The sequence below is a fragment of the Psychromonas ossibalaenae ATCC BAA-1528 genome, from assembly GCF_000381745.1.
GTDB lineage: Bacteria > Pseudomonadota > Gammaproteobacteria > Enterobacterales > Psychromonadaceae > Psychromonas > Psychromonas ossibalaenae.
In genome coordinates this window covers 56704-80478 of the sequence record NZ_KB906971.1, presented here as the reverse complement: position 1 = coordinate 80478, position 23775 = coordinate 56704, and the positions used below count along the sequence as shown (strand labels likewise).

The 23775-nt window shown below is 42.6% G+C and carries 23 protein-coding genes; 14 read left to right on the top strand and 9 right to left on the bottom strand.

Translation table 11 applies throughout. From position 1 onward, the window contains the following. Window positions 1–52: 52 nt before the first annotated feature. From G327_RS0103995 to serS, 5 genes are all read left to right on the top strand, one after another. Window positions 53–2551, top strand: a complete 2499-nt coding sequence (locus G327_RS0103995; protein WP_033297806.1) for a DNA translocase FtsK — start codon at window positions 53–55, stop codon at window positions 2549–2551. A gap of 3 nt (window positions 2552–2554) precedes the next feature. Next, on the top strand, window positions 2555–3166 hold the full coding sequence (lolA, locus tag G327_RS0103990) for an outer membrane lipoprotein periplasmic chaperone LolA (RefSeq protein WP_019613473.1): 612 nt from the start codon (window positions 2555–2557) through the stop codon (window positions 3164–3166). Next, on the top strand, window positions 3166–4494 hold the full coding sequence (locus G327_RS0103985; protein WP_019613472.1) for a replication-associated recombination protein A: 1329 nt from the start codon (window positions 3166–3168) through the stop codon (window positions 4492–4494). Before lolA ends, G327_RS0103985 begins: the two co-directional genes overlap by 1 nt. Window positions 4495–4571: 77 nt before the next feature. Continuing rightward, window positions 4572–4958, top strand: coding sequence for a fluoride efflux transporter CrcB (gene crcB / locus G327_RS0103980; protein ID WP_019613471.1), 387 nt, complete (start codon window positions 4572–4574; stop codon window positions 4956–4958). Between the two features lie 9 nt (window positions 4959–4967). Then, window positions 4968–6254: a serine--tRNA ligase gene (gene serS, locus G327_RS0103975; protein WP_019613470.1), complete on the top strand. Its 1287-nt coding sequence runs from the start codon at window positions 4968–4970 to the stop codon at window positions 6252–6254. 74 nt (window positions 6255–6328) lie between these two features. Here serS and G327_RS0103970 read toward each other — a convergent pair whose 3' ends face one another. From G327_RS0103970 to rdgC, 4 genes are all read right to left on the bottom strand, one after another. Then, entirely contained in the window at window positions 6329–6532 is a 204-nt protein-coding gene (locus G327_RS0103970; RefSeq protein WP_019613469.1) for a YaeP family protein, read from the bottom strand. A 62-nt stretch (window positions 6533–6594) separates the two neighbouring features. Further along, window positions 6595–7005 (bottom strand): SulA-like leucine-rich domain-containing protein, encoded by a 411-nt coding sequence (locus G327_RS0103965; RefSeq protein WP_019613468.1) that lies wholly within the window; start codon window positions 7003–7005, stop codon window positions 6595–6597. A gap of 178 nt (window positions 7006–7183) precedes the next feature. Then, window positions 7184–8374 carry a formate-dependent phosphoribosylglycinamide formyltransferase gene (purT, locus tag G327_RS0103960; RefSeq protein WP_019613467.1) on the bottom strand — a complete coding sequence of 397 codons (1191 nt, stop codon included), beginning with the start codon at window positions 8372–8374 and terminating at the stop codon, window positions 7184–7186. A gap of 151 nt (window positions 8375–8525) precedes the next feature. After that, window positions 8526–9434, bottom strand: a complete 909-nt coding sequence (gene rdgC / locus G327_RS0103955; RefSeq protein WP_019613466.1) for a recombination-associated protein RdgC — start codon at window positions 9432–9434, stop codon at window positions 8526–8528. A gap of 205 nt (window positions 9435–9639) precedes the next feature. Here rdgC and phoB point away from each other — a divergent pair, with 205 nt between their 5' ends. The 7 genes from phoB (at window position 9640) to G327_RS0103920 (ending at window position 16253) form a co-directional block, all read left to right on the top strand. Continuing rightward, window positions 9640–10323 (top strand): phosphate regulon transcriptional regulator PhoB, encoded by a 684-nt coding sequence (phoB, locus tag G327_RS0103950; protein WP_019613465.1) that lies wholly within the window; start codon window positions 9640–9642, stop codon window positions 10321–10323. A gap of 25 nt (window positions 10324–10348) precedes the next feature. Then, complete coding sequence (gene phoR / locus G327_RS0103945) at window positions 10349–11638, top strand: phosphate regulon sensor histidine kinase PhoR (protein ID WP_019613464.1); 1290 nt, start codon at window positions 10349–10351, stop codon at window positions 11636–11638. A gap of 111 nt (window positions 11639–11749) precedes the next feature. Continuing rightward, window positions 11750–12505 carry a Nif3-like dinuclear metal center hexameric protein gene (locus G327_RS0103940; RefSeq protein ID WP_019613463.1) on the top strand — a complete coding sequence of 252 codons (756 nt, stop codon included), beginning with the start codon at window positions 11750–11752 and terminating at the stop codon, window positions 12503–12505. Window positions 12506–12636: 131 nt separating this feature from the next. Further along, window positions 12637–13743: a 3-isopropylmalate dehydrogenase gene (leuB, locus tag G327_RS0103935; protein ID WP_019613462.1), complete on the top strand. Its 1107-nt coding sequence runs from the start codon at window positions 12637–12639 to the stop codon at window positions 13741–13743. A gap of 83 nt (window positions 13744–13826) precedes the next feature. Further along, complete coding sequence (locus tag G327_RS0103930) at window positions 13827–14366, top strand: YaeQ family protein (RefSeq protein WP_019613461.1); 540 nt, start codon at window positions 13827–13829, stop codon at window positions 14364–14366. An 80-nt stretch (window positions 14367–14446) separates the two neighbouring features. Continuing rightward, window positions 14447–15901: a tRNA uracil 4-sulfurtransferase ThiI gene (gene thiI, locus G327_RS0103925; RefSeq protein WP_019613460.1), complete on the top strand. Its 1455-nt coding sequence runs from the start codon at window positions 14447–14449 to the stop codon at window positions 15899–15901. A 169-nt stretch (window positions 15902–16070) separates the two neighbouring features. Then, window positions 16071–16253, top strand: a complete 183-nt coding sequence (locus tag G327_RS0103920) for a DUF1737 domain-containing protein (protein ID WP_019613459.1) — start codon at window positions 16071–16073, stop codon at window positions 16251–16253. A 62-nt stretch (window positions 16254–16315) separates the two neighbouring features. On the opposite strand, the gene G327_RS0103915 is transcribed toward G327_RS0103920, so the two are convergent. After that, entirely contained in the window at window positions 16316–17080 is a 765-nt protein-coding gene (locus tag G327_RS0103915; protein ID WP_019613458.1) for an ElyC/SanA/YdcF family protein, read from the bottom strand. Window positions 17081–17141: 61 nt separating this feature from the next. On the opposite strand from G327_RS0103915, the gene G327_RS0103910 reads away from it, so the two are divergent. Together G327_RS0103910 and G327_RS0103905 are read left to right on the top strand one after the other, a co-directional pair. Then, window positions 17142–17915 carry a methyltransferase domain-containing protein gene (locus tag G327_RS0103910; protein ID WP_019613457.1) on the top strand — a complete coding sequence of 258 codons (774 nt, stop codon included), beginning with the start codon at window positions 17142–17144 and terminating at the stop codon, window positions 17913–17915. After that, entirely contained in the window at window positions 17912–18136 is a 225-nt protein-coding gene (locus G327_RS0103905; RefSeq protein WP_019613456.1) for a DUF2835 domain-containing protein, read from the top strand. The genes G327_RS0103910 and G327_RS0103905 overlap by 4 nt, the downstream gene beginning before the upstream one ends. A 220-nt stretch (window positions 18137–18356) precedes the next feature. On the opposite strand, the gene rsmF is transcribed toward G327_RS0103905, so the two are convergent. The 4 genes from rsmF to G327_RS0103885 all read right to left on the bottom strand — a co-directional run bounded on the left by rsmF (window position 18357) and on the right by G327_RS0103885 (window position 23749). After that, window positions 18357–19802: a 16S rRNA (cytosine(1407)-C(5))-methyltransferase RsmF gene (gene rsmF / locus G327_RS0103900; RefSeq protein WP_019613455.1), complete on the bottom strand. Its 1446-nt coding sequence runs from the start codon at window positions 19800–19802 to the stop codon at window positions 18357–18359. 72 nt (window positions 19803–19874) lie between these two features. Further along, window positions 19875–22541 carry a PqiB family protein gene (locus tag G327_RS0103895; protein WP_019613454.1) on the bottom strand — a complete coding sequence of 889 codons (2667 nt, stop codon included), beginning with the start codon at window positions 22539–22541 and terminating at the stop codon, window positions 19875–19877. Then, window positions 22534–23163 (bottom strand): paraquat-inducible protein A, encoded by a 630-nt coding sequence (locus tag G327_RS0103890; RefSeq protein ID WP_019613453.1) that lies wholly within the window; start codon window positions 23161–23163, stop codon window positions 22534–22536. The genes G327_RS0103895 and G327_RS0103890 overlap by 8 nt, the downstream gene beginning before the upstream one ends. After that, window positions 23156–23749, bottom strand: coding sequence for a paraquat-inducible protein A (locus G327_RS0103885; RefSeq protein ID WP_157600979.1), 594 nt, complete (start codon window positions 23747–23749; stop codon window positions 23156–23158). Before G327_RS0103885 ends, G327_RS0103890 begins: the two co-directional genes overlap by 8 nt. Window positions 23750–23775 lie beyond the last annotated feature (26 nt).

Genomic DNA, 23775 nt, shown 5'->3' with positions numbered 1-23775 from the left:
GTATTTCCAGTTATATTTTTATTACAAGGTTAACCTTTTGACGAAAACTAATATGATTAATCACCTCTCAGGTGTTCAAAAGTTGTTTGAAGTCGGCATTATCATCAGTATTTTTGCGGCTATTTTTGTTTCTATTTCACTTTTTTCATTTTCTCCGGTAGATCCAAGCTGGTCGCAGCAGCAGTGGGTTGCTGAAATTGAGAATGCCGGCGGCAGAGTCGGCGCATGGACAGCTGATATTCTTTTTTATGCATTTGGTCTGCTGGCGTATTTTATTCCGATTGTTATTGCCGCTTTTGCCTGGGTTCTTTTCTGGAAGCCGCAGTTTCGTTTAGATATTGATTTTTTGAACCTGGGGCTTCGGATTGTCGGTTTTATTTTTACCGTATTCAGTACCTCTGCTTTAGCATCGCTAAATTTTAATGATTTTCATTATTACCCGTCCGGCGGTCTGGTTGGAGATATAATTTCCCAGAGCATGCTTGGTTTTTTCAGTCTGCTGGCTGCTAATCTTATTTTATTAACCCTGCTGATTTCCGGTACGACACTGCTGCTGGGTTTTTCCTGGCTTCGCCTGATTGACGGCCTGGGGGCTGCTGTCATTGCCGGCGTGACCTGGACTTATCAGTTACCGTCACACATCAGCCACTGGAACCTGCAGCGCCAAAGTGTAAAACGACAGGCTGTTGAAGAGGCGCTGAGCAATCCAGCTCCGAAAAAATCCAGGAAGCCGGGTAAACGTGCTGCTAAAGCTGTACCTGAGTCTGTACCGTTAAGTGTTGATGATCAAGTACAAGCAGCACCGCAGGAAGAGCACGCATTTAATTTTGAACCCCATAACACTGATCAAGACTACCTTGACAGCCCGTTTCAGATAGATAATGAAATTCCCGATTTAGAGGAAATAGATTTTGACCAGTTTCCATACCCGGAATCGACAGAGCCGGAGTTCACTGACGCACCAGTCCCTGAAGCCGTGCCAGCAGTAAAGACTGATTTTTCCCATTTACCTGAACATGCCAAACCCGTTATTAAACGTAAAATAGATAAAGATCTGGCCCCGTTTCCAAGCATTGACCTGTTAGATAGACCGAATAAAAAAGCACATCCAGTCTCTCAGGAGGAGCTTGACAGCGCCGCCCGCTTAGTGGAAGCGAAATTATTAGAATTTAAAATTAAAGCCGATGTAGTTAATGTGCTGCCCGGCCCGGTTATTACCCGTTTTGAATTAGCATTATCACCGGGTATGAAGGTAAGCACTGTTTCAAGCTTAGAAAAAGATCTCGCACGTGCGCTGTCTGCAATGAGTGTGCGGGTTGTGGATCAGATACCCGGTAAATCAGTGATTGCATTAGAGCTGCCTAATAAATATCGTGAAACCGTCTATTCATCTACCGTGTTAGGCAGTAAAGAGTTCACTGATGCTAAATCACCGCTGAGTATGGTGCTTGGGGCTGATATCTCCGGAGAGCCGGTGGTAGTTGATTTAGCTAAAATGCCTCATCTGTTAGTCGCGGGTACAACGGGCTCCGGTAAATCAGTTGGTGTCAACTGTATGCTGGTCAGTCTGCTGTATAAATCATCCCCTGAAGATGTACGCCTGATACTAATCGATCCGAAGATGCTGGAGTTAAGTGTTTATGAAGGTATTCCACACCTTTTATCTGAAGTAGTCACCGATATGAAGGATGCCGCCAATGCGCTGCGCTGGTGTGTAGGTGAAATGGAACGCCGCTATAAACTGTTGTCTGAAATCGGAGTACGAACACTTGCCGGTTATAACAGTAAAGTGAAAGAAGCTATTGATGCAGGTGAGCCGTTAACCGATCCGCTTTGGAAACCGGGAGACAGCATGGATGTCAGCGCACCGGAGTTGACTAAATTACCGAATATCGTGGTAGTGGTTGATGAATTTGCCGATATGATGATGATTGTTGGTAAAAAATGTGAAGAGCTGATCACGCGTATTGCGCAAAAAGCACGTGCAGCCGGTATTCATCTTATTTTGGCAACGCAGCGTCCATCGGTAGATGTTATCACCGGTTTGATTAAGGCTAATATTCCAACGCGAATTGCCTTCCAGGTCTCGAGCAAAATTGATTCGCGTACCATTTTAGGTATGCAGGGCGCTGAAACATTATTAGGCCATGGTGATATGTTATACATGCCGCCTGGGGTTGGTGTTCCTACCCGTGTTCACGGTGCATTTGTTGATGATCATGAGGTACATAAAGTGGTTGCCGACTGGAAGAAACGCGGCGAACCAAATTATATCCAGGAGATTATTGACGGTGATGCTTCATTAGATACCTTATTGCCGGGCGAAGAAGCTGAAGCTGAAAGCGAGATTGACTCCTTGTTTGATGAAGTAGTGGCATTTATCACTGAAACCCGTAAAGTATCCATCTCCAGCATTCAGCGTAAATTTAGAATAGGCTATAACCGTTCTGCACGCCTTGTTGATCAGCTTCAGGCGCAAGGTGTTGTCAGCGCACCCTCAGGTGCAAACAGCAGCCGTGACGTACTTACTCCCCCTCCAATGAAGGATTAATTCATGAAAAAAATCATCTCTCTATTATTTATTTTATTAACGCTGCCGCAGACCGTTTCTGCTGCTAGTGATGCGCAGCTGCTGAAAGAAAAGTTAGCAAAATTCTCTGTGATTAACGCCGAGTTTTCGCAGAAAATAATCAGTCCGGAAGGTAAATTATTAAATGAGAGCAAAGGTCAGCTGACCATCTCCCGCCCGGGTAAATTCCACTGGCAGGTGCAGACACCAGAAGAGGAGCTGATAGTTTCCGACGGTAAAACCATGTGGTATTACACGCCGTTTGTTGAGCAGGTCAGCATTATTAATTTAAGTGATGCCATTGAAGGCACGCCGTTTGTTTTATTGTCAGGGGCGAATAAGCAGCAGTGGGCAGATTATTCAGTTAAAAAAGATAAAAATAATTTTACCGTAAAAGATAATAAACAGCAGGAGCAGGAAACTACATTCGTTTTTGAATTCAATGCTTCTGATAATGTCAGTAAATTCGTGGTTATCGACGCGCAGGAGCAGCGCAGTGAGTTTGAGTTAACACACCAGCCGTTGAGCAAAAAATTAGAAACGGATTATTTTACATTTACCATTCCCGATGGTGTTGAAATTGATGACCAGCGTTAATGAGAGATCTTTTCGAATTCAATAATGATTTTCAGCCTTTAGCTGCGCGTATGCGCCCTAGAGGCTTTGCAGATTATATTGGTCAGTCACATATTGTCGGTGTCGGTAAACCGCTGCGTAAAGCGCTTGAAAGCGGTGCTGCCCACTCCATGATTTTATGGGGGCCGCCCGGTACGGGAAAAACTACATTAGCCGAGCTTATTGCAACTTACTGTCAGGCACATGTAGAACGGCTTTCTGCGGTAACGTCAGGGATTAAAGAGATCCGCGCCGCCATTGAAATTGCGCAGCAGAATCAGGCATCGGGTATCAGAACCCTGCTGTTTGTTGACGAAGTACATCGTTTTAATAAAAGCCAGCAGGATGCCTTTCTACCCTATATCGAAGACGGTACTATTTTGTTTGTCGGCGCGACGACGGAAAATCCCTCTTTTGAGTTAAATAACGCACTGCTTTCGCGGGCGCGTGTTTATCTGTTGAAAAAACTAAGTGACGATGAAATAGGTGCGGTGATTGATCAGGCCTGCTCCTCGACCCGTGGTTTAGCTGAAAAGCATATTCGCTTTGCAGAGGGTGTTAAAGGCAAGCTTGCGCAGCTGGTGCAGGGCGATGCTAGAAAAGTGCTTAATTATTTAGAGCTGCTGGCGGATATGGGGGATGACAGCGATGGGCATCTGAACATAGGCTTAGATTTACTGATGGAAATTGCCGGCCGGGAAGGTGTCAGTTTTGATAAGCAGGGGGACCTGTTTTACGATCTTATTTCCGCTTTTCATAAGTCTGTACGCGGCTCCGATCCTGATGCTGCTCTGTACTGGTTTGCACGTATGCTGGCTGGTGGATGTGATCCGCTTTATGTGGCGCGGCGTCTATTAGCAATTGCCTCTGAAGATATTGGTAATGCCGATCCGCGTGCCATGCAGATTGCTATTAATGCCTGGGACTGTTTTGCCCGTGTTGGGCCTTATGAAGGTGAGCGTGCGATTGCGCAGGCGATTGTTTACTGCGCATCGGCACCAAAAAGTAATTCCGTGTATGTGGCTTTTGCTAATGCCAAACAAGCAGTAAAAGAACTGCCGGAGTTTGAAGTACCGCTGCATCTGCGTAATGCTCCGACAAAACTGATGGCTGAACTGAATCACGGCCTTGGTTATCGTTACGCCCATGATGAAGACGGCGCATTTGCCGCCGGAGAAGTGTACCTGCCGCAGGAACTTCAGGGCACGAAATTCTATCAGCCTAGCGATCGTGGTTTTGAGAAGCAGATTGCAGATAAACTCAATTATCTGCAGCAGCTAAATCTACAAAGTAAAAATAAACGTTATTAGCCTCAGCGGAACAATCGAGTTATCTTTGAGGTGCTTGTGGATAAAAACAAGAAAGTTACAAGGTATCAACAAATTCTATGAATAATATGATAACAAATATCGCTTTAGTGGCCTGCGGCGGCGCTTTTGGTGCAACATTACGCTATTTAATTGGTATTGGCATGATAAGCCTCTTTGGAAAAGGTTTTCCATTTGCTACACTTACGGTCAATATTTTAGGCTCGCTGATAATGGGTTACATTTTTCAGCTGGTCCAGCAGGAAACAATTGCCTCATCACCCTGGTGGCCGTTAATCGGTGTCGGGTTTTTAGGTGCATTAACAACATTTTCAACATTCTCCATGGATAATTTACTGCTTTTACAGCAGGGTGAATTAGTCAAAGCGATGTTAAACGTCGCATTGAATGTTGTTGTCTGTATTTTAGCCGCATATGTAGGCACTTTATTAGTTTTAAAGAGTTAGGGAAAGAGCATGTTAGATCCAAAATTTTTACGTAATGATATAGAAGAAACAGCAAAAAAATTAGCATCTCGCGGTTTTGTTTTAGATGTTGAGTTAATCAATCAGTTAGAAGAAAGACGCAAAACACTGCAGGTTGAAACAGAAACATTACAGTCACAGCGTAATACTCGTTCCAAAGAGATCGGCATGGCGGCTAAACGCGGTGAAGATATTGCACCTTTACGTGCGGAAATGGGTAAACTTGGTGAAGATCTAGATGCAGCTAAAGAAGAATTTACCGCTTTAGCTGAGCAGATTAAACAAGCTTCTTACGCAGTTCCTAATGTGCCTCACGAATCGGTTCCTGTGGGTAACGATGAAGATGAAAATGTTGAAATTTCAACTTGGGGAACGCCGAAAGAGTTTAACTTCGATGTTAAAGATCATGTTGATCTGGGTGAGGCGTTAGGCGGTTTAGATTTTAAATCTGCCGTTAAAATCAGCGGCTCACGTTTTATTGTGATGCAGGGGCAGATTGCCAAACTGCATCGTGCATTAGCACAGTATATGCTGAACCTTCATACTAACCACCATGGTTACACTGAAATGTACGTACCGTTACTGGTAAATGCAGACAGTTTATACGGTACAACACAGCTCCCGAAATTCGGTGATGATCTGTTTAATACTAAACCGGCAACGGAAGAGGGCATTGGTATGTCGCTGATTCCGTCAGCAGAAGTACCGCTGACTAATATGAGCCGTGATATGATTTACGATGAATCTGAACTGCCGGTTAGAATCACAGCGCATACGCCTTGTTTCCGTAGTGAAGCCGGTTCTTACGGGCGTGATACTCGCGGCCTGATCCGTCAGCATCAGTTTGATAAAGTAGAATTAGTACAAATAGTTCATCCGGAAAAAAGCTTTGAAGCATTAGAAGAAATTACTAAACATGCTGAGCAGGTACTTAAAAACCTTGAACTGCCTTACCGTAAAGTTGTGTTATGTACCGGTGATATGGGCTTTAGTGCAACCAAAACTTATGACCTGGAAGTATGGGTACCGGCGCAGAAAACTTACCGTGAAATTTCATCTTGTTCAAACGTAGGTGATTTCCAGGCTCGTCGTCTGCAGGCGCGTTTCCGTGCTGCCGGTGCGAAAAAACCTGAGTTAGTACATACCTTAAACGGCTCTGGTTTAGCGGTAGGCCGTACACTGGTTGCTGTACTGGAAAACTATCAGCTTGAAGACGGCCGTATTGAAATCCCGGCTGTTTTACAACACTACATGGGTGGTCTTACACATATCGGCTAATTAATATTCTGTATTAAATATCCATAAAAAAAGGAGCCTGTGGCTCCTTTTTGTTTTTTGCGCTTAAGAAAAACTTAATCGTTGTCGTTGTAATCGCTTAATACCAGGTTAGCGGCTGCAAAGGACGCATTTTTACGAGTTGCCTCAGGTAAACTTTCATCAGCTGCAATTGCATCTAATGTTTTAATCGCACAAGTAATCGCTTTAGGTACGTAAGCCGCATCGCCGCTGCCGATAAGGTTGATGAAGTTTTTGGTTTTATCACTGTATTGAAACATTAGTTACTGACCTGTTTATTAATAAATTTACCGTATTATACCCAATTTTTAATGTAATGAGGTTATTGTTTACAGTAAACAAAACAGTCTGTTTCAGAAGATCGAGAGTATGTTTCCAGTTCAGTCTGTAAATCATTATCCAGATCGTTTAACCAGGAAATAACCGTTGCGTAGTTATTACTTTTCAATGTGCTTTTCAGCATCTCTGTTGTGTCTTTTACTTTGCTCGCATCAAGGGTGATAACGCGGCTTTTATCAATGCCGGCCTGCTGTAGAAACCTGAAATTCGGTCTGCCGGGGGGAGCAATAAATAGTATCCAGCGCGGATCATTATCTTGGTTCAGGTGGGTTAATAAATCATGAAAGTTCTGCTGCTCATAGCTGATATTAACGAACTGTTTATTAATTGCTTTTGCATAAAGTTCAGTTAAAGAGAAGGTTGAATTTTTAGCCTGCACGTAATCTGATAACATAATAAGCACCTGTATATAAAAACACTGTATACACGAACAGTAGTTGTTTTGTGTTTATATTTCAAGCTCTATCTGTTGTTTACGGGAGATTATTTACAAAAATAGGGTTTTTAACCGATTTTTTGGTACAAAAAAAGGCAGCCGAAGCCGCCTTTGTACTTATCTAACAGTGATTAAATTAATAAATCACTTCAACTTTTGATGAAACCGCATTCGCATTTTCAACTGCTTGACTGGTATTGTCACCGCGTGCAACTGCGACACCTAAACGGCGTGTGCCGTTGATATCCGGTTTCGCAAATAAGCGTATTTGTGAACCGGCGGCGGCGCCTAATGCCTGGCTGATATTTGCAAACTTAATATCCTGTGAACTGCCGTTACCTAGGATCACACTGGATGCTGTTGGACCATACTGGGTGATGGTGCCGATCGGCAGGCCGAGAATTGCACGTACATGCAGAGCGAACTGCGAAGCATCCTGTGAAAGCAGCGTTACTAATCCGGTATCATGCGGGCGGGGTGATACTTCATTAAAGTAGACGTCATCATCTTTAACAAAAAACTCCATGCCGAACAGGCCGTACCCACCTAGTTCTTTAACTACTTTTTCTGCTATTTTCTGTGCTTTTCCAAGCGCCTGTTCAGACATCTGCTGCGGCTGCCAGGATTCGCGGTAATCTCCACCTTCCTGACGATGCCCGATTGGTGCGCAAAAATGAATGCCGTCAACAGCGCTGACCGTCAGCAGGGTAATCTCATAATCAAAGGGAACAAAACCTTCAATAATAATCCTTCCGGCGCCGCTGCGGCCGCCTTCCTGTGAGTAAGTCCAGGCAGCCTCTAAATCAGCTTCAGATTTAATGATACTCTGCCCTTTACCAGAGCTGCTCATTACCGGTTTAATAACACAGGGAATACCAACTGTTTTAACTGCCTGCAGGTATTCTTCTTTTGAGTCTGTAAATACGTAAGGGGATGTTTTAACAGAGAGTGTTTCGGCAGCGAGGTGGCGGATACCCTCTCTATCCATGGTTAATTTTACGGCACGGGCACTGGGCACAATATTGAAGCCGTCAGCTTCTAAAGCGACTAAGGTATCGGTTGCTATCGCTTCAACTTCCGGAATGATAAAATCAGGTTTTTCAGCGCGGATAATCTGCTCTAATTTTTCACCGTCGAGCATACTGACAACATGTGATGAGTGGGCAACCTGCATAGCGGGGGCATTTTCATAACTGTCTGCCGCTATGATTTCAATACCAAACCGCTGTAACTCGATCGCCACTTCTTTACCCAGTTCTCCCGAACCTAATAAAAGGGCTTTTGTTGCACTGCTTGCTTTTGCACTGCCAAAAATAGAAAGACTCATAATATTCAACTCATTGTGTAATTAATGGGGATTATTAGCGGTGCATAATAGCAGGAAACGGGGGGGATTGGTTGGAGTAAAAATATAAAATTTAGACAATAAAAAACCTCTGTAATTGAGTCATTACAGAGGTTTTTGTCTGGTTTTTAAATTACAGGCTCTGTTCGCCGCCGAAGGCTTCAATCACAGCGGGGATCAGCTGTTTGATTTCACCTGTCATTAATGCAAAATCTGCATCAAAGCGGGCTGCAAAATCATCTTTATCGATATCTTCGTTCTGCTCCTGCAGTACATCAGCAAATTTAATGCGTTTGAATGCAAACTCTTCACCAATAATAAATGAGATACTGTCTGCCCAGTTAAGCGCTAATTTAGTAACAAACTTATCTGCCGACAGGTGGTTTTTAATCTCTTCTGAAAGTAGATCCTGCTGTTTACAGCGGATAATACCGCCGCCTTCTAATGCTGAGCATAATTCAGCTTCATCTTCTAATTTAAAGTTAGCCGGGATATTACCTTCAGCCAGCCAGTCGGTCATAACCACATCTGCCTGGTTTTTAAGCTGTACAGGTACAACTGGCAAACTGCCTAATGTTTTACGCAGCAGAGAAATTAACTCTTCTGCTTTACGGCTGCTTGATGCGTCAACATATAACATGTCAGATTCCGGATCAATCCAGGCGAAAGTCTGTGAAGTACGGCTGAACGCGCGGGGCAGCAGCTGCATGATAATTTCTTCTTTGAGGCTGTCTTTCTCTTTTTTCTTCAGTGCGCGCCCCTGTTCAAGTTCAATGGCTTCTGCACGTTCATTAACCTGATCCTTAATCACGCCGGCAGGTAACATTTTCTCCTCTTTTTTCAGGCAGATTAGAATTTGTTTACTGGCCAGGTGGGTATACATAGAGCCTGATTTTCCCATTGGAAATACCCAGCCAAGTTTAGAAACATCCTGGCTGCCGCAGGCTTTAAATTTAAACTCTTCAAGATTTTTTTCTAAAGCCTCTGCATCTTGCTCTAACGGACGAGTAAAACGATAAACCTGCAGGTTTTTGAAAAACATGGAATACACCTTAATTAATGAGAAACAAAAAATAGGAACAGAGTGTAAATGATTTTTAGCAAGATCGGCAAAAGTTGATCAGTTTTTTTAATAAATGCTGTTTTCTACAAGTTTGATGACAGTTTATGATTCATTGTAATATAAGTGTCATAATGCATAGCAATAATGAGCGCACTTAAAATTGATAACAGACAGGTAAAATTTAATGGCCAGCCGCATTTTAGTTGTAGAAGATGAACAAGCAATCCGCGATATGTTGTGTTTTGTATTAGATCAGCATGGTTATGAATGTATTGAAGCTGATAATTATCAAACGGCACTAGACAAGCTAGCTGAACCCTATCCTGATCTTATTTTACTGGACTGGATGTTCCCCGGCGGCAGCGGCATTAAATTATTAAAACATCTTAAACAGGATGACATACTGCGTCAGATACCGGTGGTAATGCTTACTGCCCGTGGTGAAGAAGAAGACAAAGTGCGCGGGCTGGAGAACGGCGCCGATGATTATGTGACCAAACCGTTTTCACCGAAAGAGTTAATGGCGCGTTTAAAGTCTGTGATGCGCCGGGTTAATCCGACTTCCCTGGATGATACTTTAGAAGTGGGTAAATTAAAGTTAGATCCTGTTTCACACCGCGCCTCGCTTGCTGACACGCCGCTGGATATGGGGCCCACTGAATTTAAACTGCTGCACTTTTTTATGACCCATCCTGAGCGGGTCTACAGTCGAGAGCAGCTGCTTAATAACGTATGGGGAACCAATGTATACGTTGAAGACCGTACTGTTGACGTGCATATTCGACGTCTGCGTAAAGCGCTAGGCGATCATGACCATCTGGTGCAGACTGTCCGCGGTGCCGGTTATCGTTTTTCGACAAAATCTTAACTGTCTATGAGCAAGAGTAACTAATTTGAAAATCTATTCATGGAAGCAGTTAATATGGTCACTGGTAATTGTATACCTGCCGATCGTTATTATCGGCACATTATTTAACTGTCTGACAGAACTGCTCTTAGCTGCATTTTCTGTGCATATTATCTGGCATTATTATTATCTTAAAAAACTTAATGACTGGTTATGGCTGAGCAAAAGTACGGTACTGCCGCAGGGGAAATCGGAATGGGAGCATGCTTTTACCGGTATTCATAATATGCAGCAGCGTCACCGTAAACGACGTAATAAATTAGCCGGCGTTATCAGCCGCTTTCGCGAAGGGTCGGAAGCACTGCCCGATGCGGTGGTGGTATTTCGTAAGGAAGGCCAGATTATCTGGTGTAACCGTTTAGCGCAGCTGCAGCTGGGTTTTAAGTGGCCGGAAGACAGCGGTGAAAACATTACCAATTTGATACGTCATCCTGATTTTGTCGGTTACCTAAAAGCAGATAATTTTCATGAACCTCTGGATCTAACCTCACCGATTAATCCCGACAAAATATTAGAGTTCCGGGTTATGCCCTATGCTAAGCATCAGCGCCTGCTGATTGTTCGAGATGTTACAAGCTACCGGCAGATGGATGAAACCCGCCGTCAGTTTGTTGCTAATGTTTCCCATGAACTGCGTACGCCGCTGACTGTGCTGCAGGGGTATATTGAAATTTTAGAAATGCAGAGCGAAGAGAATTCCTATCAGAGCAAAGCAATTACTGTGCTGGATCAGCAGACTACTCGAATGTGCTCCTTAGTTGAGCAGCTGATGACTCTGTCGAAAATCGAAGGAGCGCCGAGTATTGACCTGGAGCAGCAGGTGGATGTGCCGGCACTGCTTACCCAGATTAAAAACGAAGCGGTTGCTCTGGGTGACAAGAAGGTACTGCGCGTTGAGTTTGATATTCAGGCTGATCTGCTGCTGCTTGGCGATCAGATGCAGCTGCGCAGTGTGATGGCTAACCTGGTTTACAATGCTGTTAACTATACGCCTGCTAAGGGCACGGTTAAAGTTACCTGGCGATCCACTGCACAGGGTGCTTATTTTTGTGTGACGGATAACGGCGACGGTATTGCCCCTGAGCATATTCTACATCTCACGGAACGTTTTTACCGTGTTGATAACTCCCGCTCTCGTGATACCGGTGGTTCGGGGCTGGGCTTGTCAATTGTAAAACATGCCTTAACCCATTATGACTGTGAATTAAATATTGAAAGTACTCTCGGAGAGGGCAGTCAGTTTTCATTTGTAATACCGAAAAATTATCTGGCCTGAATTGATTATCACGACTCCTCTGTAAAAGTTTGATTTTCAGATTTTTTATTTGTATCGAAGTAACAAGCTATTCGTTACAATCAGAGCAGTTTTGAGTCGATGGGAAATGATATGAAAAATAATAAACTCGCCAATAAATTAGACCAGTTTTTAGAAATACATCAGTTTAAAGATTACTGTCCGAATGGTTTACAAATTGAAGGGCGTGAAGACGTTAAAAAAATTATTACCGGTGTGACTGCCTGTCAGGCGTTAATCGATGCCGCTATTGCAGAAAATGCAGATGCTGTTGTTGTGCACCACGGTTTTTTCTGGAAGGGCGAAAATGAAGCGATTGTCGGTATGAAATACAATCGTATCAAAGCATTAATTGAAAACGGCATTAACCTTTATGCCTACCACCTGCCGTTAGATGTGCACCCTGAGCTGGGTAATAATGCGCAGCTGGCAAAATTATTACAGATTACCGATCGTCGTCCATTAGAGCCCTGGGATAAACGCAGTGTCGGGCGCGTTGGTAAATTTGAACAAGCGCTCAGCGCGCAGCAGTTGAGTGAGCGCATTGAATCTGCTTTATCACGTAAACCACTGCATATAAACGGCGGTAAAAAAGAGATTAAAAGTGTCGCCTGGTGTACCGGCGGCGGGCAGGATTATATCAATATCGCCGCTGAGCAGGGCATCGATGCTTTTATCAGTGGTGAAATATCAGAGCGCACCGTACATATTGCACGGGAAATGGGTATTCATTATTTTGCGGCTGGTCATCATGCCACGGAACGCTACGGTGTTCAGGCCCTTGGGCAATGGCTTAATGATGAACTTGAGCTGGATGTGACCTATATCGATATCGATAATCCGGTTTGATTTATGCTTAAATATACATTTTTTATGGAGAAATAGTCACAGGAGGTTTGAAACTGCGGCTGCTTTTCCTTATAGTGTTTTACACAAAATTAAGAAGATCTAAAAACATAACCATCATTTAGGGAATTATAATGACTACATATAACATTGCTTTACTTGCAGGTGACGGTATCGGTCCTGAAGTAATGAAAGAAGCGGTTAAAGTATTAAACCTTGTTGAACAGCGTAATCCGGAAGTTAACTTTGAACTTAACGACGTGTTATTTGGTGCAGCAGCCTATTTTGCTACGGGCAGCGCCTTCCCTGAAGAAACCAAAGCCGCTTGTGATAAAGCCGATGCAATCTTGAAAGGTACAATCGGTCTGAATCATGAAGACTCTAAAAAAATTCCTATTGATGAACAGCCTGAACGTGGTGCTTTATTACCGCTTCGCCGCCGTTACAATACTTATGCAAACTTCCGTCCAGTTTACCTGCCGAAAGGTCTTGCACACTTTTCTCCGTTAAAAGAATCAGTTATCGGTGAAGGTATCGACATTATGATTATCCGCGAATTAGTGGGTGGGTTATACTTCGGTGAGAAAGAAAGCGGTGTTGATGAAAATGGTAAACGTTTTGTCCGTGAAGTACTTGAATATGATGAAGATCAGATTCGTCAGATTATTCGAGTTGCTTTCGATGTTTCTATGACACGTAAAAAAGTACTGCATAATATCCACAAATCAAACGTGTTAAAATCAAGCGTACTGTGGAATGAAATTGTTGAAGAAGAAAGTAAAAACTACCCGGATGTTGAAGTTAAAAACATTCTTGTTGATGCGGCGGCTACTTACCTTTGTTTAAATCCGACTATGTTTGATGTGATGGTGATGGAAAACATGTTCGGTGATATTTTAAGTGACCAGGGCGGCGGTATTTTAGGCTCTTTAGGTCTTATGCCTTCTGCTTGTAAAGGTCCTGAAAAGTCTTACTACGAACCGTCACACGGCAGTGCGCCGGACATCGCTGGTAAAGGTATCGCAAATCCTTATTCAATGATCGGCTCTGTAGCACTAATGCTGGAAATGAGCTTTGGTATGGAAAAAGAAGCGAAGAACCTTTGGGCCGCTATGCAGAGTGTATTTGCTAAAGGTTATTCAACATCAGATTTGTCTAAAGCGACTGAAGCTAATCTAGTTAGTACTGAAGAATTCGGCGATTTAGTATGTGTTGAGCTGGCTAAAATGCCTACAGCATAAACGACGATAAAAGTAACAAACTATAAAATATTTAAAGCCGCGTTTTACGCGGCTTTTTGCTGCCCTTAAATAATGGAAAAACCATGGCACTTAAACCCACAATCTTTAAAATGAATATTAATGTTTCAGATCTAGATAACGATATATACGAAAGTATCAATTTAACCGTTGCTCAGCATCCGTCAGAAAATACTGAGCGTATGATGGCGCGGGTGATGGCTTTTATTTATAACAATCAAGAGTTTTTAACATTCACCAAAGGGCTTTCAGTGGCGGACGATCCGGATATCTGGGCTAAAAGTCTAGCCGATGAGTTTCTGTTATGGATTGATGTCGGTGAGCCGGCGTTTGAGCGAATTAAAAAAGCCAGCCGTTTAGCACAGCAGACCAAAGTTTATAGTTTTAATAGCAAAGCAGGTGTGTGGTGGAAACAGAGCCAAGCTAAATTTAGCGAACTAGATGTTGAAGTCTATCAATTTGAATTTGAACAGATCCAGGCATTAGCCAAGCTCGTACAACGGAGCATGGATTTCTCGGTAACAATCACAGACGGCATCAGTTATGTTGCAGCTGAACTGGGTGATTGTGAAGTGACTTGTACTGCACTGCAGAATAAGCAATAAAAATTAACTATCCTCTTTGCCTCACGGAGTGCAAAGGGTATAATCCGGCACCTTATTTTAACTAGCACAGTGACCACACAATGAAATTTATCGTAAAACTTTTCCCTGAAATCATGATGAAAAGTAAACCCGTTCGTAAACGTTTCAGCAAAATGTTACAGGGTAATATCCGTAATGTTTTATCACGCCATGATGAACAGGTTAAAGTAATTTTAGAGTGGGATAAAATCATTGTCCGCACGGAAAACGAAACATCTGAGAATAAAACAGCTTTGATCCAGGCGCTGAAAAGTACACCGGGAATTGCACATTTTCTGGAAGTGAAAGAAACACAGTTTACTGATCTGCATAATATTTATGAACTGACTAAAGAAAATGTCGGCAGCACATTAGACGGAAAAACCTTTTGTGTACGTGTTAAACGTATCGGTAAACATGATTTTTCATCAATTGATGCAGAGCGTTATGTCGGCGGCGGCTTAAATCAGCATACTGATGCGGCGGGGGTAAAATTAAAGGGTTCGGATATTACTGTTCATCTTGAAATTAATAACGACAAACTGTTTTTTATCGATAAGCGTCATAAAGGTTTAGGTGGATTCCCTCTTGGTACACAGGAATCTGTACTGTCACTTATCTCCGGCGGGTTTGATTCTGGTGTTTCCAGTTATCAGCTGCTTAAACGCGGCTCTCGTGTTCATTACTGCTTCTTTAATTTAGGCGGTGCAGCCCACGAGATCGGCGTTAAGCAGGTTGCATATCAGCTTTGGAATCGTTTCGGCGCATCGCATCGGGTTAAGTTTATCTCTATTCCTTTTGAGCCTGTTGTTGCTGAAATTTTAGAAAAAGTAGATAACGGTCAAATGGGCGTAATCTTAAAACGTATGATGATGCGTGCTGCAGCGATAGCCGCTGAACGTTTAGATATCGAAGCATTAGTAACTGGTGAAGCACTTGGTCAAGTTTCCAGCCAGACTCTGCGTAACCTGTCTGTTATTGATCAGGTAACGGATATGCTTATCCTGCGTCCGCTTATCGCCACTGATAAGCAGGATATTATCGACTGTGCACGTGAAATTGGTACTGCTGAGCTTTCTGAAACGATTCCTGAATACTGCGGGGTTATTTCACAGCGTCCGACGGTTAAAGCGGTAATGAAAAAAATTGAGAAAGAGGAAGCGAAATTTGATCTTTCTCTGATCGAGCAGGTAGTAACCGAAGCCAATGTATTAGATATTCGCGATATCGCTAAAGCTGCTCATGAAGAAGTTGCTGAAGTTGAGTCTGTTTCTGATTTTGCTGCCGATGAAGTGGTGCTGGATATTCGCTCAGCTGATGAAGAAGAAGAAGCGCCGCTGGAAATTGAAGGCGTAACTATCGAGCACCTGCCTTTCTTTAAATTAGCCAGTCAGTTTGAAAAACTGCCGCAGGATAAAACTTATCTTTTATACTGTGAACGCGGTGTAATGAGTCAACTACAGGCTTTATATTTAAAAGAAGCCGGGTTTGAAAACGTTAAAGTTTATCGTCCGTAACTTAGACAGCCCTCCTAGGGCAAGCGTTATCCCTCACAAAAACGGCACTTAAAGTGCCGTTTTTTTATCCATCTCAGTTGTGCTTTCACATTTTTACTGCGTTTGATTTTCTCTTTTAAAATATTGTCGTATGCTGTTTGCTATAGATGCTAACAAGAAGGAAACTTAAATGCCTCAAACAAAAGAAACATACAAGCTGATCACAGGTAAAGACGATGGAGACTTCTGTGCCCGTGTAACCAAACTACTTGAAGAGGGCTATGAGCTATACGGCTCGCCGGCCATGTCTTTTAACGGTGAACATATCGTTGTCGCACAGGCGCTGATTAAAGCGGGCCCGCAGCTGCTTTAAATATTCTAATTATTAATAAAAAAGGCGAAGAAAATCCTTCGCCTTTTTTGTACCTGCAGTTATTACAGCAGTCCTTTTATTTTATTCTGCAGTTTCCCTAAATACTCATGCCAGGCCACGGTGCTTTTATCAAGATAACGTGCAGAAGGGATGTAATAATGGGCCGCCGTTTCTCCTGTACGGTTCTTTGCTAGAAAATTAGCTGGTGCAGCTTCCGGGCCTGCGCCGTATTTATAAAACAACTGCAGAGAGCGGTCCATATGAGTGGCGGAAGTGACTAATACAGCTCTTTTACCGCGGATTATTTCTGACATAATACGCGCTTCATCATCGGTATCTAAGGTATCATCCAGACGAACTATTTTATCCGCCGGAATATTCATAGTTAAAGCTAACTCCTGCATCATCTGTGCATGTGTTTTGACATCTCCGAAACCGGATCCGGAAACCACTAAAATCGCGCCTGGATTAGCATTATATAAACGTAGTGCTTCAACAAAGCGGCTTAATGCGGTTGCTGAAAGCTGGCCGGTGACTGGAAGGCTCGGATCAGCGATACCGCCTGAGCCGAGCAGTAATATCACTTCATAATTTTGCGCCGGCTGCATAATAGGCAGATGTTTTCGCTCCACAGAGTGAACAATACGTTCAGATACCGGCATAAAGCTTAAAGTGAACAGCACAATAAAAGTAAACAGTAAAAAAGTCTTAGCCGTTTTTTGTTTTTTGCTGAAAAAGAGTAAAATAAGCCCGATAAAAAAGAGTATCAGTAACAACGGAAGCGGCATTAACAGCCCGCCAATCCATTTCTTTAAGATAAATAACATATTGAAAACTCGCTAGTTTAATTTGATGGCGAATTCTAACAGCTAAATTGAGTAGAAAAAATTGACCGATCATAATTTTGATAATATCGCGCAGAAATTTGTAAAAAACATTTACGGTTCGACTAAAGGAAAAATACGTTCAGAAATCGTCTGGTCTGAGTTATTACACTGTTTATCTTTACTGCCGCAGCGGCCGTTACGTATTCTTGATGCAGGCGGAGGATTTGGCTTTTTCACTCAAAAACTGGCCGCCCTTGGACACCAGGTTGTACTTTGCGATATTTCCGGAGAGTTGTTGAAGGAAGCGCAACGACAGCTTAAGGGGCAGGTCTACGCCGCGAATGTTGAGATTCTGCATTGTTCAATTCAGAATCTGCCGGAACACTGTGCGGGAAAATTTGATCTGATTTTAAACCATGCGGTATTAGAGTGGCTGGCTGATCCTAAACAGACATTACAGGGATTATTGAGTTTTTTATCGGTGGACGGTTTATTGTCTTTAATGTTTTATAACAAAGAAGCACAGCGTTTTTTTAATTTAGTCTCGGGTAATTTTGACTTTGTTGCTAAAGGCATGGTGCGTAAAAAGGTAGTGCGGTTAACACCGGCGTATCCTTTGTTAGAATCACAAGTTAAAATGTGGCTGGATGAATCTGCTATGCAGGTTGTGCGCAAAACTGGTGTCCGTGTATTACATGACTATTTAAAAGAGTCTTCGCACTGTGAAGAAAAGCTGGTACAACTATTAGAAATGGAGAAGCTCTATTGCCATCAGGAGCCTTATGCCTCGCTGGGCAGATATACACATTTAACTGTCAAGGGTAAAAATTTGTGAATGCTTATTATTTCCGCCTCAATATTTCCTATCAGGCTTTTGAGCAGTTGTACCGTACACCTAATACTATTGTAAAGGTACGCGATGAAGGTGGACGGATGATCCAGATACCTGCGATGCGTTTTGTGCCTTTCTTTTCGCAGCTGGGAGTACGCGGACGGTTTCAACTGCTGCTTGACGACAATAATAAATTTCAACAGCTGACTCTGCTGAATCAGTAAAACGGCTTGTGAATTTCAGACAAAAAAAAGCCTAGGAGTAAAGGGGGAACCTAGGCTTGGGAAACAGTTGTTTCTAATTAAAGGAATAATTGTTTGAACACTTTGAGTTTAGTAAAGATCAACTAATATACAAATGATTGACTACATTTAATTTTCAAAATGAAAGACACAGTTCAAATAAATTATAAGAACTGTGTTTTATTGAGGAAGTTAGCTGAGCTTATTTTTCGAATAAATTGTTATCGCGGATCATTTCTCGAGGCAGGCTGTTTTTAATACGGTTATTAAGCGCTTTGCCTAAACCGATAACACTGCCGCGATAGCTTAGTAAAATTTCGCCCGATGCGCCGTTTGTTTCTAGTCCGCGTATATCGCGGCCTTGATAGAACTCTTTAGCCTGCTCGGTATTTAATTCGATTTTATTTTTACCCGCCTGATCGCCAAAAGTGCTGACAAACTCATGCATAGTTTTAAAACCGCTTTTGCGCCCTTTACCAAACTCTTCGGAAATCTTGATGCCTAAGCGTGAAAAACGCAGCTCTTTGATCAGCGGTTTAATCGGATCTGGAAACAGCCAGAATTCATTATCACGCTGATATAACATGCCTTCAATAGCTGTTACAGCAAACTGCTCTGCAAAGTAGTCGTAGAGTTCTTTCTCTTTCTGTCTGGTTGGTCTGATAAAAGGAAATTTTCCTAAACGCTTTTTAGCAGGTTCAACGGTGCTGCGCTGAGTTTTTCTAATTGCTGCTACAAAGAAACCTTCGCTGTCATATACCTGCGGCCAGATATGCAGGAAACCTTCTTGTGTTGCTGTTTTTTGCGCATCGCTAAACAGATCTCGCAGATCTAAAAACTCAACATGTTCCGGAAATTCATTTTTTAAATAAAAACAGACATCCTGGTTTTCTTCATGGCTTAACGTACAGGTTGAATAGATTAAAATACCGTTTTCTTTTAGTGCATGAAAAGCGCTTAAAATAAGACCCTGCTGCATCAGTGAAATCTCATTTATGGAGTTCTGACTCCAATTTTTCATTGCGTATCTATCTTTACGTACAGTGCCTTCGCCAGAGCAGGGGGCATCTAATAAAACCGCATCAAAAGTATCGGGCAGCCACGTTCCGAACACCTGTGCATCAAAATGGGTTAATGCGACGTTTTTAATGCCGCAGCGCTGCACATTAGCATGAAGCATTTTAATACGGCTTGAGGAGAATTCGTTAGCGATAATCAGACCGCGGTTTCCCATTTCAGCCGCCATCTGTGTGGTTTTTGAGCCCGGGGCAGCCGCTGCATCCAGCAGTATTGATTCATTTGTCTGCTTGAAGAAATGAAACAGGGCGGCTACCGGCATCATTGAGCTTGCTTCCTGTATGTAACAAAGTCCGGCTAAATGTTCAGCACTGTTGCCCAGGGGCGTTTGCTCATTTTCTATTTCAATCCAGAAACCTTCACTGCACCAGGGAATTTCGGTTAAGTTCCAGCCCTGTTCAACAGCACGTTCTTTAAAATCGCTTACGGATATTTTTAATGTGTTCACTCTAACAGCACGGCGCAGAGGACGCTGACAGGCATCGATCAAGTCTTGAAGCTGTAGATGTTGTGGTAAAATACTGCCCATTTTATCGATAAAGAGCTGTGGTAGAAGGGTGTTGCTGTCCATTAGTAATCCTTAAAAAAAACGCACTTATGCAGGTGCATAAGTGCGCTTTATACAGGTTTTTAGAAAGTAAATCTATGGCTTGGGAATGGCTAATTTCCAGTTCAGCCAGTTTTCATTGAATTCAGTTTTTAATTTAAAGCGGGCAAAAGCATCACTCATTTCCTGCAGTGGTTTGTTATCAGGTGTGCTCATACTGATCCCGCCTTTTATTAAAGAGGTCAGTGAAGTTGATTTTAATGCCACGCCGGTAATACCCACATTTAAGTTAAAACCAGAAGCCGGCCAGAAAATAGAATTTTCGCGGATCAGATGTGAATACTGCGGGTAGATGTTAATCGCGATTTCAACACCAGAAGCATCACTGCTTAGCTGCTTGCTCATCACTTCACCAATCTGAATCTGCCGGTGATAAACAGGGCTGTTGATATCGGTTGAGCCGGCGTTATCAGACAGTAAAATTAACGGCAGGCCGGTTTTATGGCGTTCAATAATAGGGGCAGAGGTTTCACCGCTAAACTCATCAGCAGGTGCTCCCTTACCCGGTTCGACATTAATATATACCCCGCTGACTAAGGTTGACAGATTTTTAGCACCGGATAATGAAATATCACTACTGATCACCCAGAAGCGGCTGCCTTTACGTGCTGTCTGCGCTGCAAATTCTGCTTTGACATTTATTTTCGCCTGTACTTTACCTTTATTAGTCAGTGTCAGCTCACTAACGCTGCCTATAATTAAACCTTTTAAACGTAATTTACTGCCGACCTGCAGGTCATTGGCCTGATCAAAAAATACAGAGATAACCACTGGCGGTTTAGTGGCTTTTTCATAACTGTCGAACAGTTTATAACTGCCGTTAGCATGTTTGTTATCGATGCCTTTTTTGCCGAGATCAACAGCGATCCCGCCTTTTACTATCGATAATAATGAGTCGGCCTGAATTTCGATGCCGCCGAGTCCTGCATCGACATTAAAGCCGCTGATATTCCAGAATATACTCTGCTCTTTAATCAGGTGTCTGTATTGTCCTTTAATACTCAAGCTGGTTTTCATTAAACCAGAGTTGTCGATAGAAAATCCGATTACCTCTCCAATCGGCAGTTTATGGTAATAAACCGGTGAGCCTTCACTCACTGCTGGTAATTGTTTACTTAAAACAGAAATGGGTAATGGTTTACTAAAAACGTTTTTTCCCACTTCGGCAAGCGCTCTGGAAGGGTATAACCTGAAGCGCAGGTTTTTATCGAGTGCTTTATTATTAGCGGTTTTTTTAACGGGCTGGGCATTATATAAACCTATACCGCCGGACAGAAGGTGCTCTAGAGGTGTCGACTGCATTTCTATGCCCTGCAGAGACGCTTTCATATTAACACCGCTTAATAAATAAAATTGACTGCTTTTGTTGATAAGGTACTGGTAGTTGTGATCAATACTGATAGCAGTTTCGATAAAACGGCCGCTCTGTGCAAAATTTAAACTGCGGATAGTACCGATTTTTATACCCTGGTAACTGACTGGATCACCGGCATTTAAACCTGTCGCATCTTCAGTGAGCAGCATTAAATCAAGAGATGGAGAAACAGGTAAGCGTGACTGAAGCAGTGTAAACCTGTCGGCCTTTTTAGCCTCCGTCACATCCGGTGCAGGAGCAAAAGCGACATAATCTCCAGTGATGATATTCCCCAGATTTTCAATTTTAGAAAAAGAAACTGCAGTTTTTTCAACCCAGAATTGAGCACCTTCGGTGATCATTTCACTAAACTGCGGATTGATAGTGGCCTGGGCAATAAACTGTTTCTGCTCAAGGGAATACTCAATATCAGTGATTCTACCGATACCGTGACCTTTAAATAAGATACCGGCGCCTTTAGGTAGATTATTAATATTATTGATGGTCAGCTCGATTGCCTGGCCAGCCTCGCTCTTGTCAATATTTTCATATAATTCAAACTGAGTCTGTGCGGAAGCCGCTTCACTTTTTTGCGGTGAGCTGAATGTGATGCCCCCTGCAATTAACGAGGTAATACTGTCTAAATTTACGTCAATACCAGCACGTGAAATATTTGCCCGTAACCCGCTTATATTCCAAAACTTGCTGGCGCTTTTCACCAGGTGGCTAAAATCGCTTTCGACAAAGGCTTTTATATTAACATGACGGCCGCTGTCATCTAGGCGCACCTGCACAATTTCACCGACTTTTATCTTTTTAAAGAAAATGGGCGTGCCGACACTGACGGAACCGGCTGAGTCACTTTTAAGGCTGACTAATAAAGCATTATCGGGGATGGTTATCGGTTCTTCATCTATTGCGTCAAAAACAGTTGCCTCTTCTCCGTCACCCGGCTGTAGGTTGATATAACTGCCTGAAAATAAAGTGTCTAAACCAGTAATTGAAGTCAGAGAGGCCTTTGGTGAAACTAACCAGAACTGGGTCTGCTCACGAAGCATAAAAGTTGCATGGGATTCTATTTCTGCAATTACATTAACACCGCTGGCACTGTCCAGTTCAATTTTTTTGACGGTACCGACAATAACCCCTTTATAGCGGATTTTGGTTTTATCAACGATAATACTATCCGCTTTTTGAAAGTGAATTTTAACCTGCATATTAGCATGGGTAATATTCTGAAATAGAATCCACAAGCCGAGAACGGCAGCTACAACGGGTAAAAACCAGATAGGAGAAACTGAACGAGTTTTTACAATCTGTGCCTGATTTTCTGAAAAGTGTTCATTCATGTGTTTGAGCGTCCCAAATTAAACGTGTATCGAAGCTGTTAGCTGCAAATAAGGTGGTGATGACTACGACTGTAAAAGAAGTTGCTGCGACTCCCGGATATACGGACAAAAGATGCCCTTTATCGAAAACGGCAACCATAATTGATATAACAAAAAGATCCAGGATAGACCATTTGCCGATCCATTCAACGAATCCAAATGCCCAAAGTTGTTTTTTCGGACTTAAATTCCAATGAAGCTGTACTGATAGTGCAATGACCGCTAATGCGGCAATTTTAAAAATGGGGACTGCTATTGATGCAACAAATACGATCAGAGCAATACCAAGCATATCACTGTTGATTAAACTTATAATGCCTGAAAATATGGTGTCCGGGTATAAAATATTATTTTTCAGCAGGTAGGTGATCGGGTATAAATTTGCCGGAATAATAAATACCATGGAGGTAATTAATAATGCCCAGGTTTTTTGTAAACTATTGTTTTTGCGCTGGGCAATATCGTTAAAGCATACCGGGCAGGTTTCAGGATTATCAATTTGTCTGGAGTAATTACCGCAGATGGTACAAAGCTGCAGTCCTTGCTCTATACCGGTTTTTCCTGCTGTCGCGTGTTTATCCATGTATATAGCGTTCCCAATAATCATGATTATTATAATTACTTAAAATCGTCATATTAAGCATTAACAGAGCACCAAAAAAATAAAAACCAGCCCCTAAATACAGATCGGCGTAAGTCATTAGTTTAAAAATAGCCACCATTAAACTCACCATATAGACCTCAAGCATCGACCAGTGTATAAGAATACGTGTTATTTTTAAAATCTTCGGCAGGTAAGGCGGATGATAGTTAAATGTTAAACAGGCACTGCTGAAAGTGATGGTTAGAATTAACAGGGTAGGTGCAATCACGGCACAAAACAGGACAACAAACGAGACAATCGGTGCATTGCTGGTCATCATTAACGCGCCCTGTAATAAATTAGCTCCTTCGGTAATACCTAACAGGTGAATAGAAATCAGGGGGAAATAAAAGGCGGGTATAAGAAGAATCAGCGCAGCAATGCACAATGCCAGTATACCGGAAGGATCACATAAACTGTTTTTGGCAATTACACGCCCGCAGCGTATACATTTTGCCGCGTAGCCCGCTTTTAACTTAGGTACTTTTGAAACCATATCACAATGGTGACAGATGATCGTTTTCACTGGCTGTATTCATATGTTTTAATAGG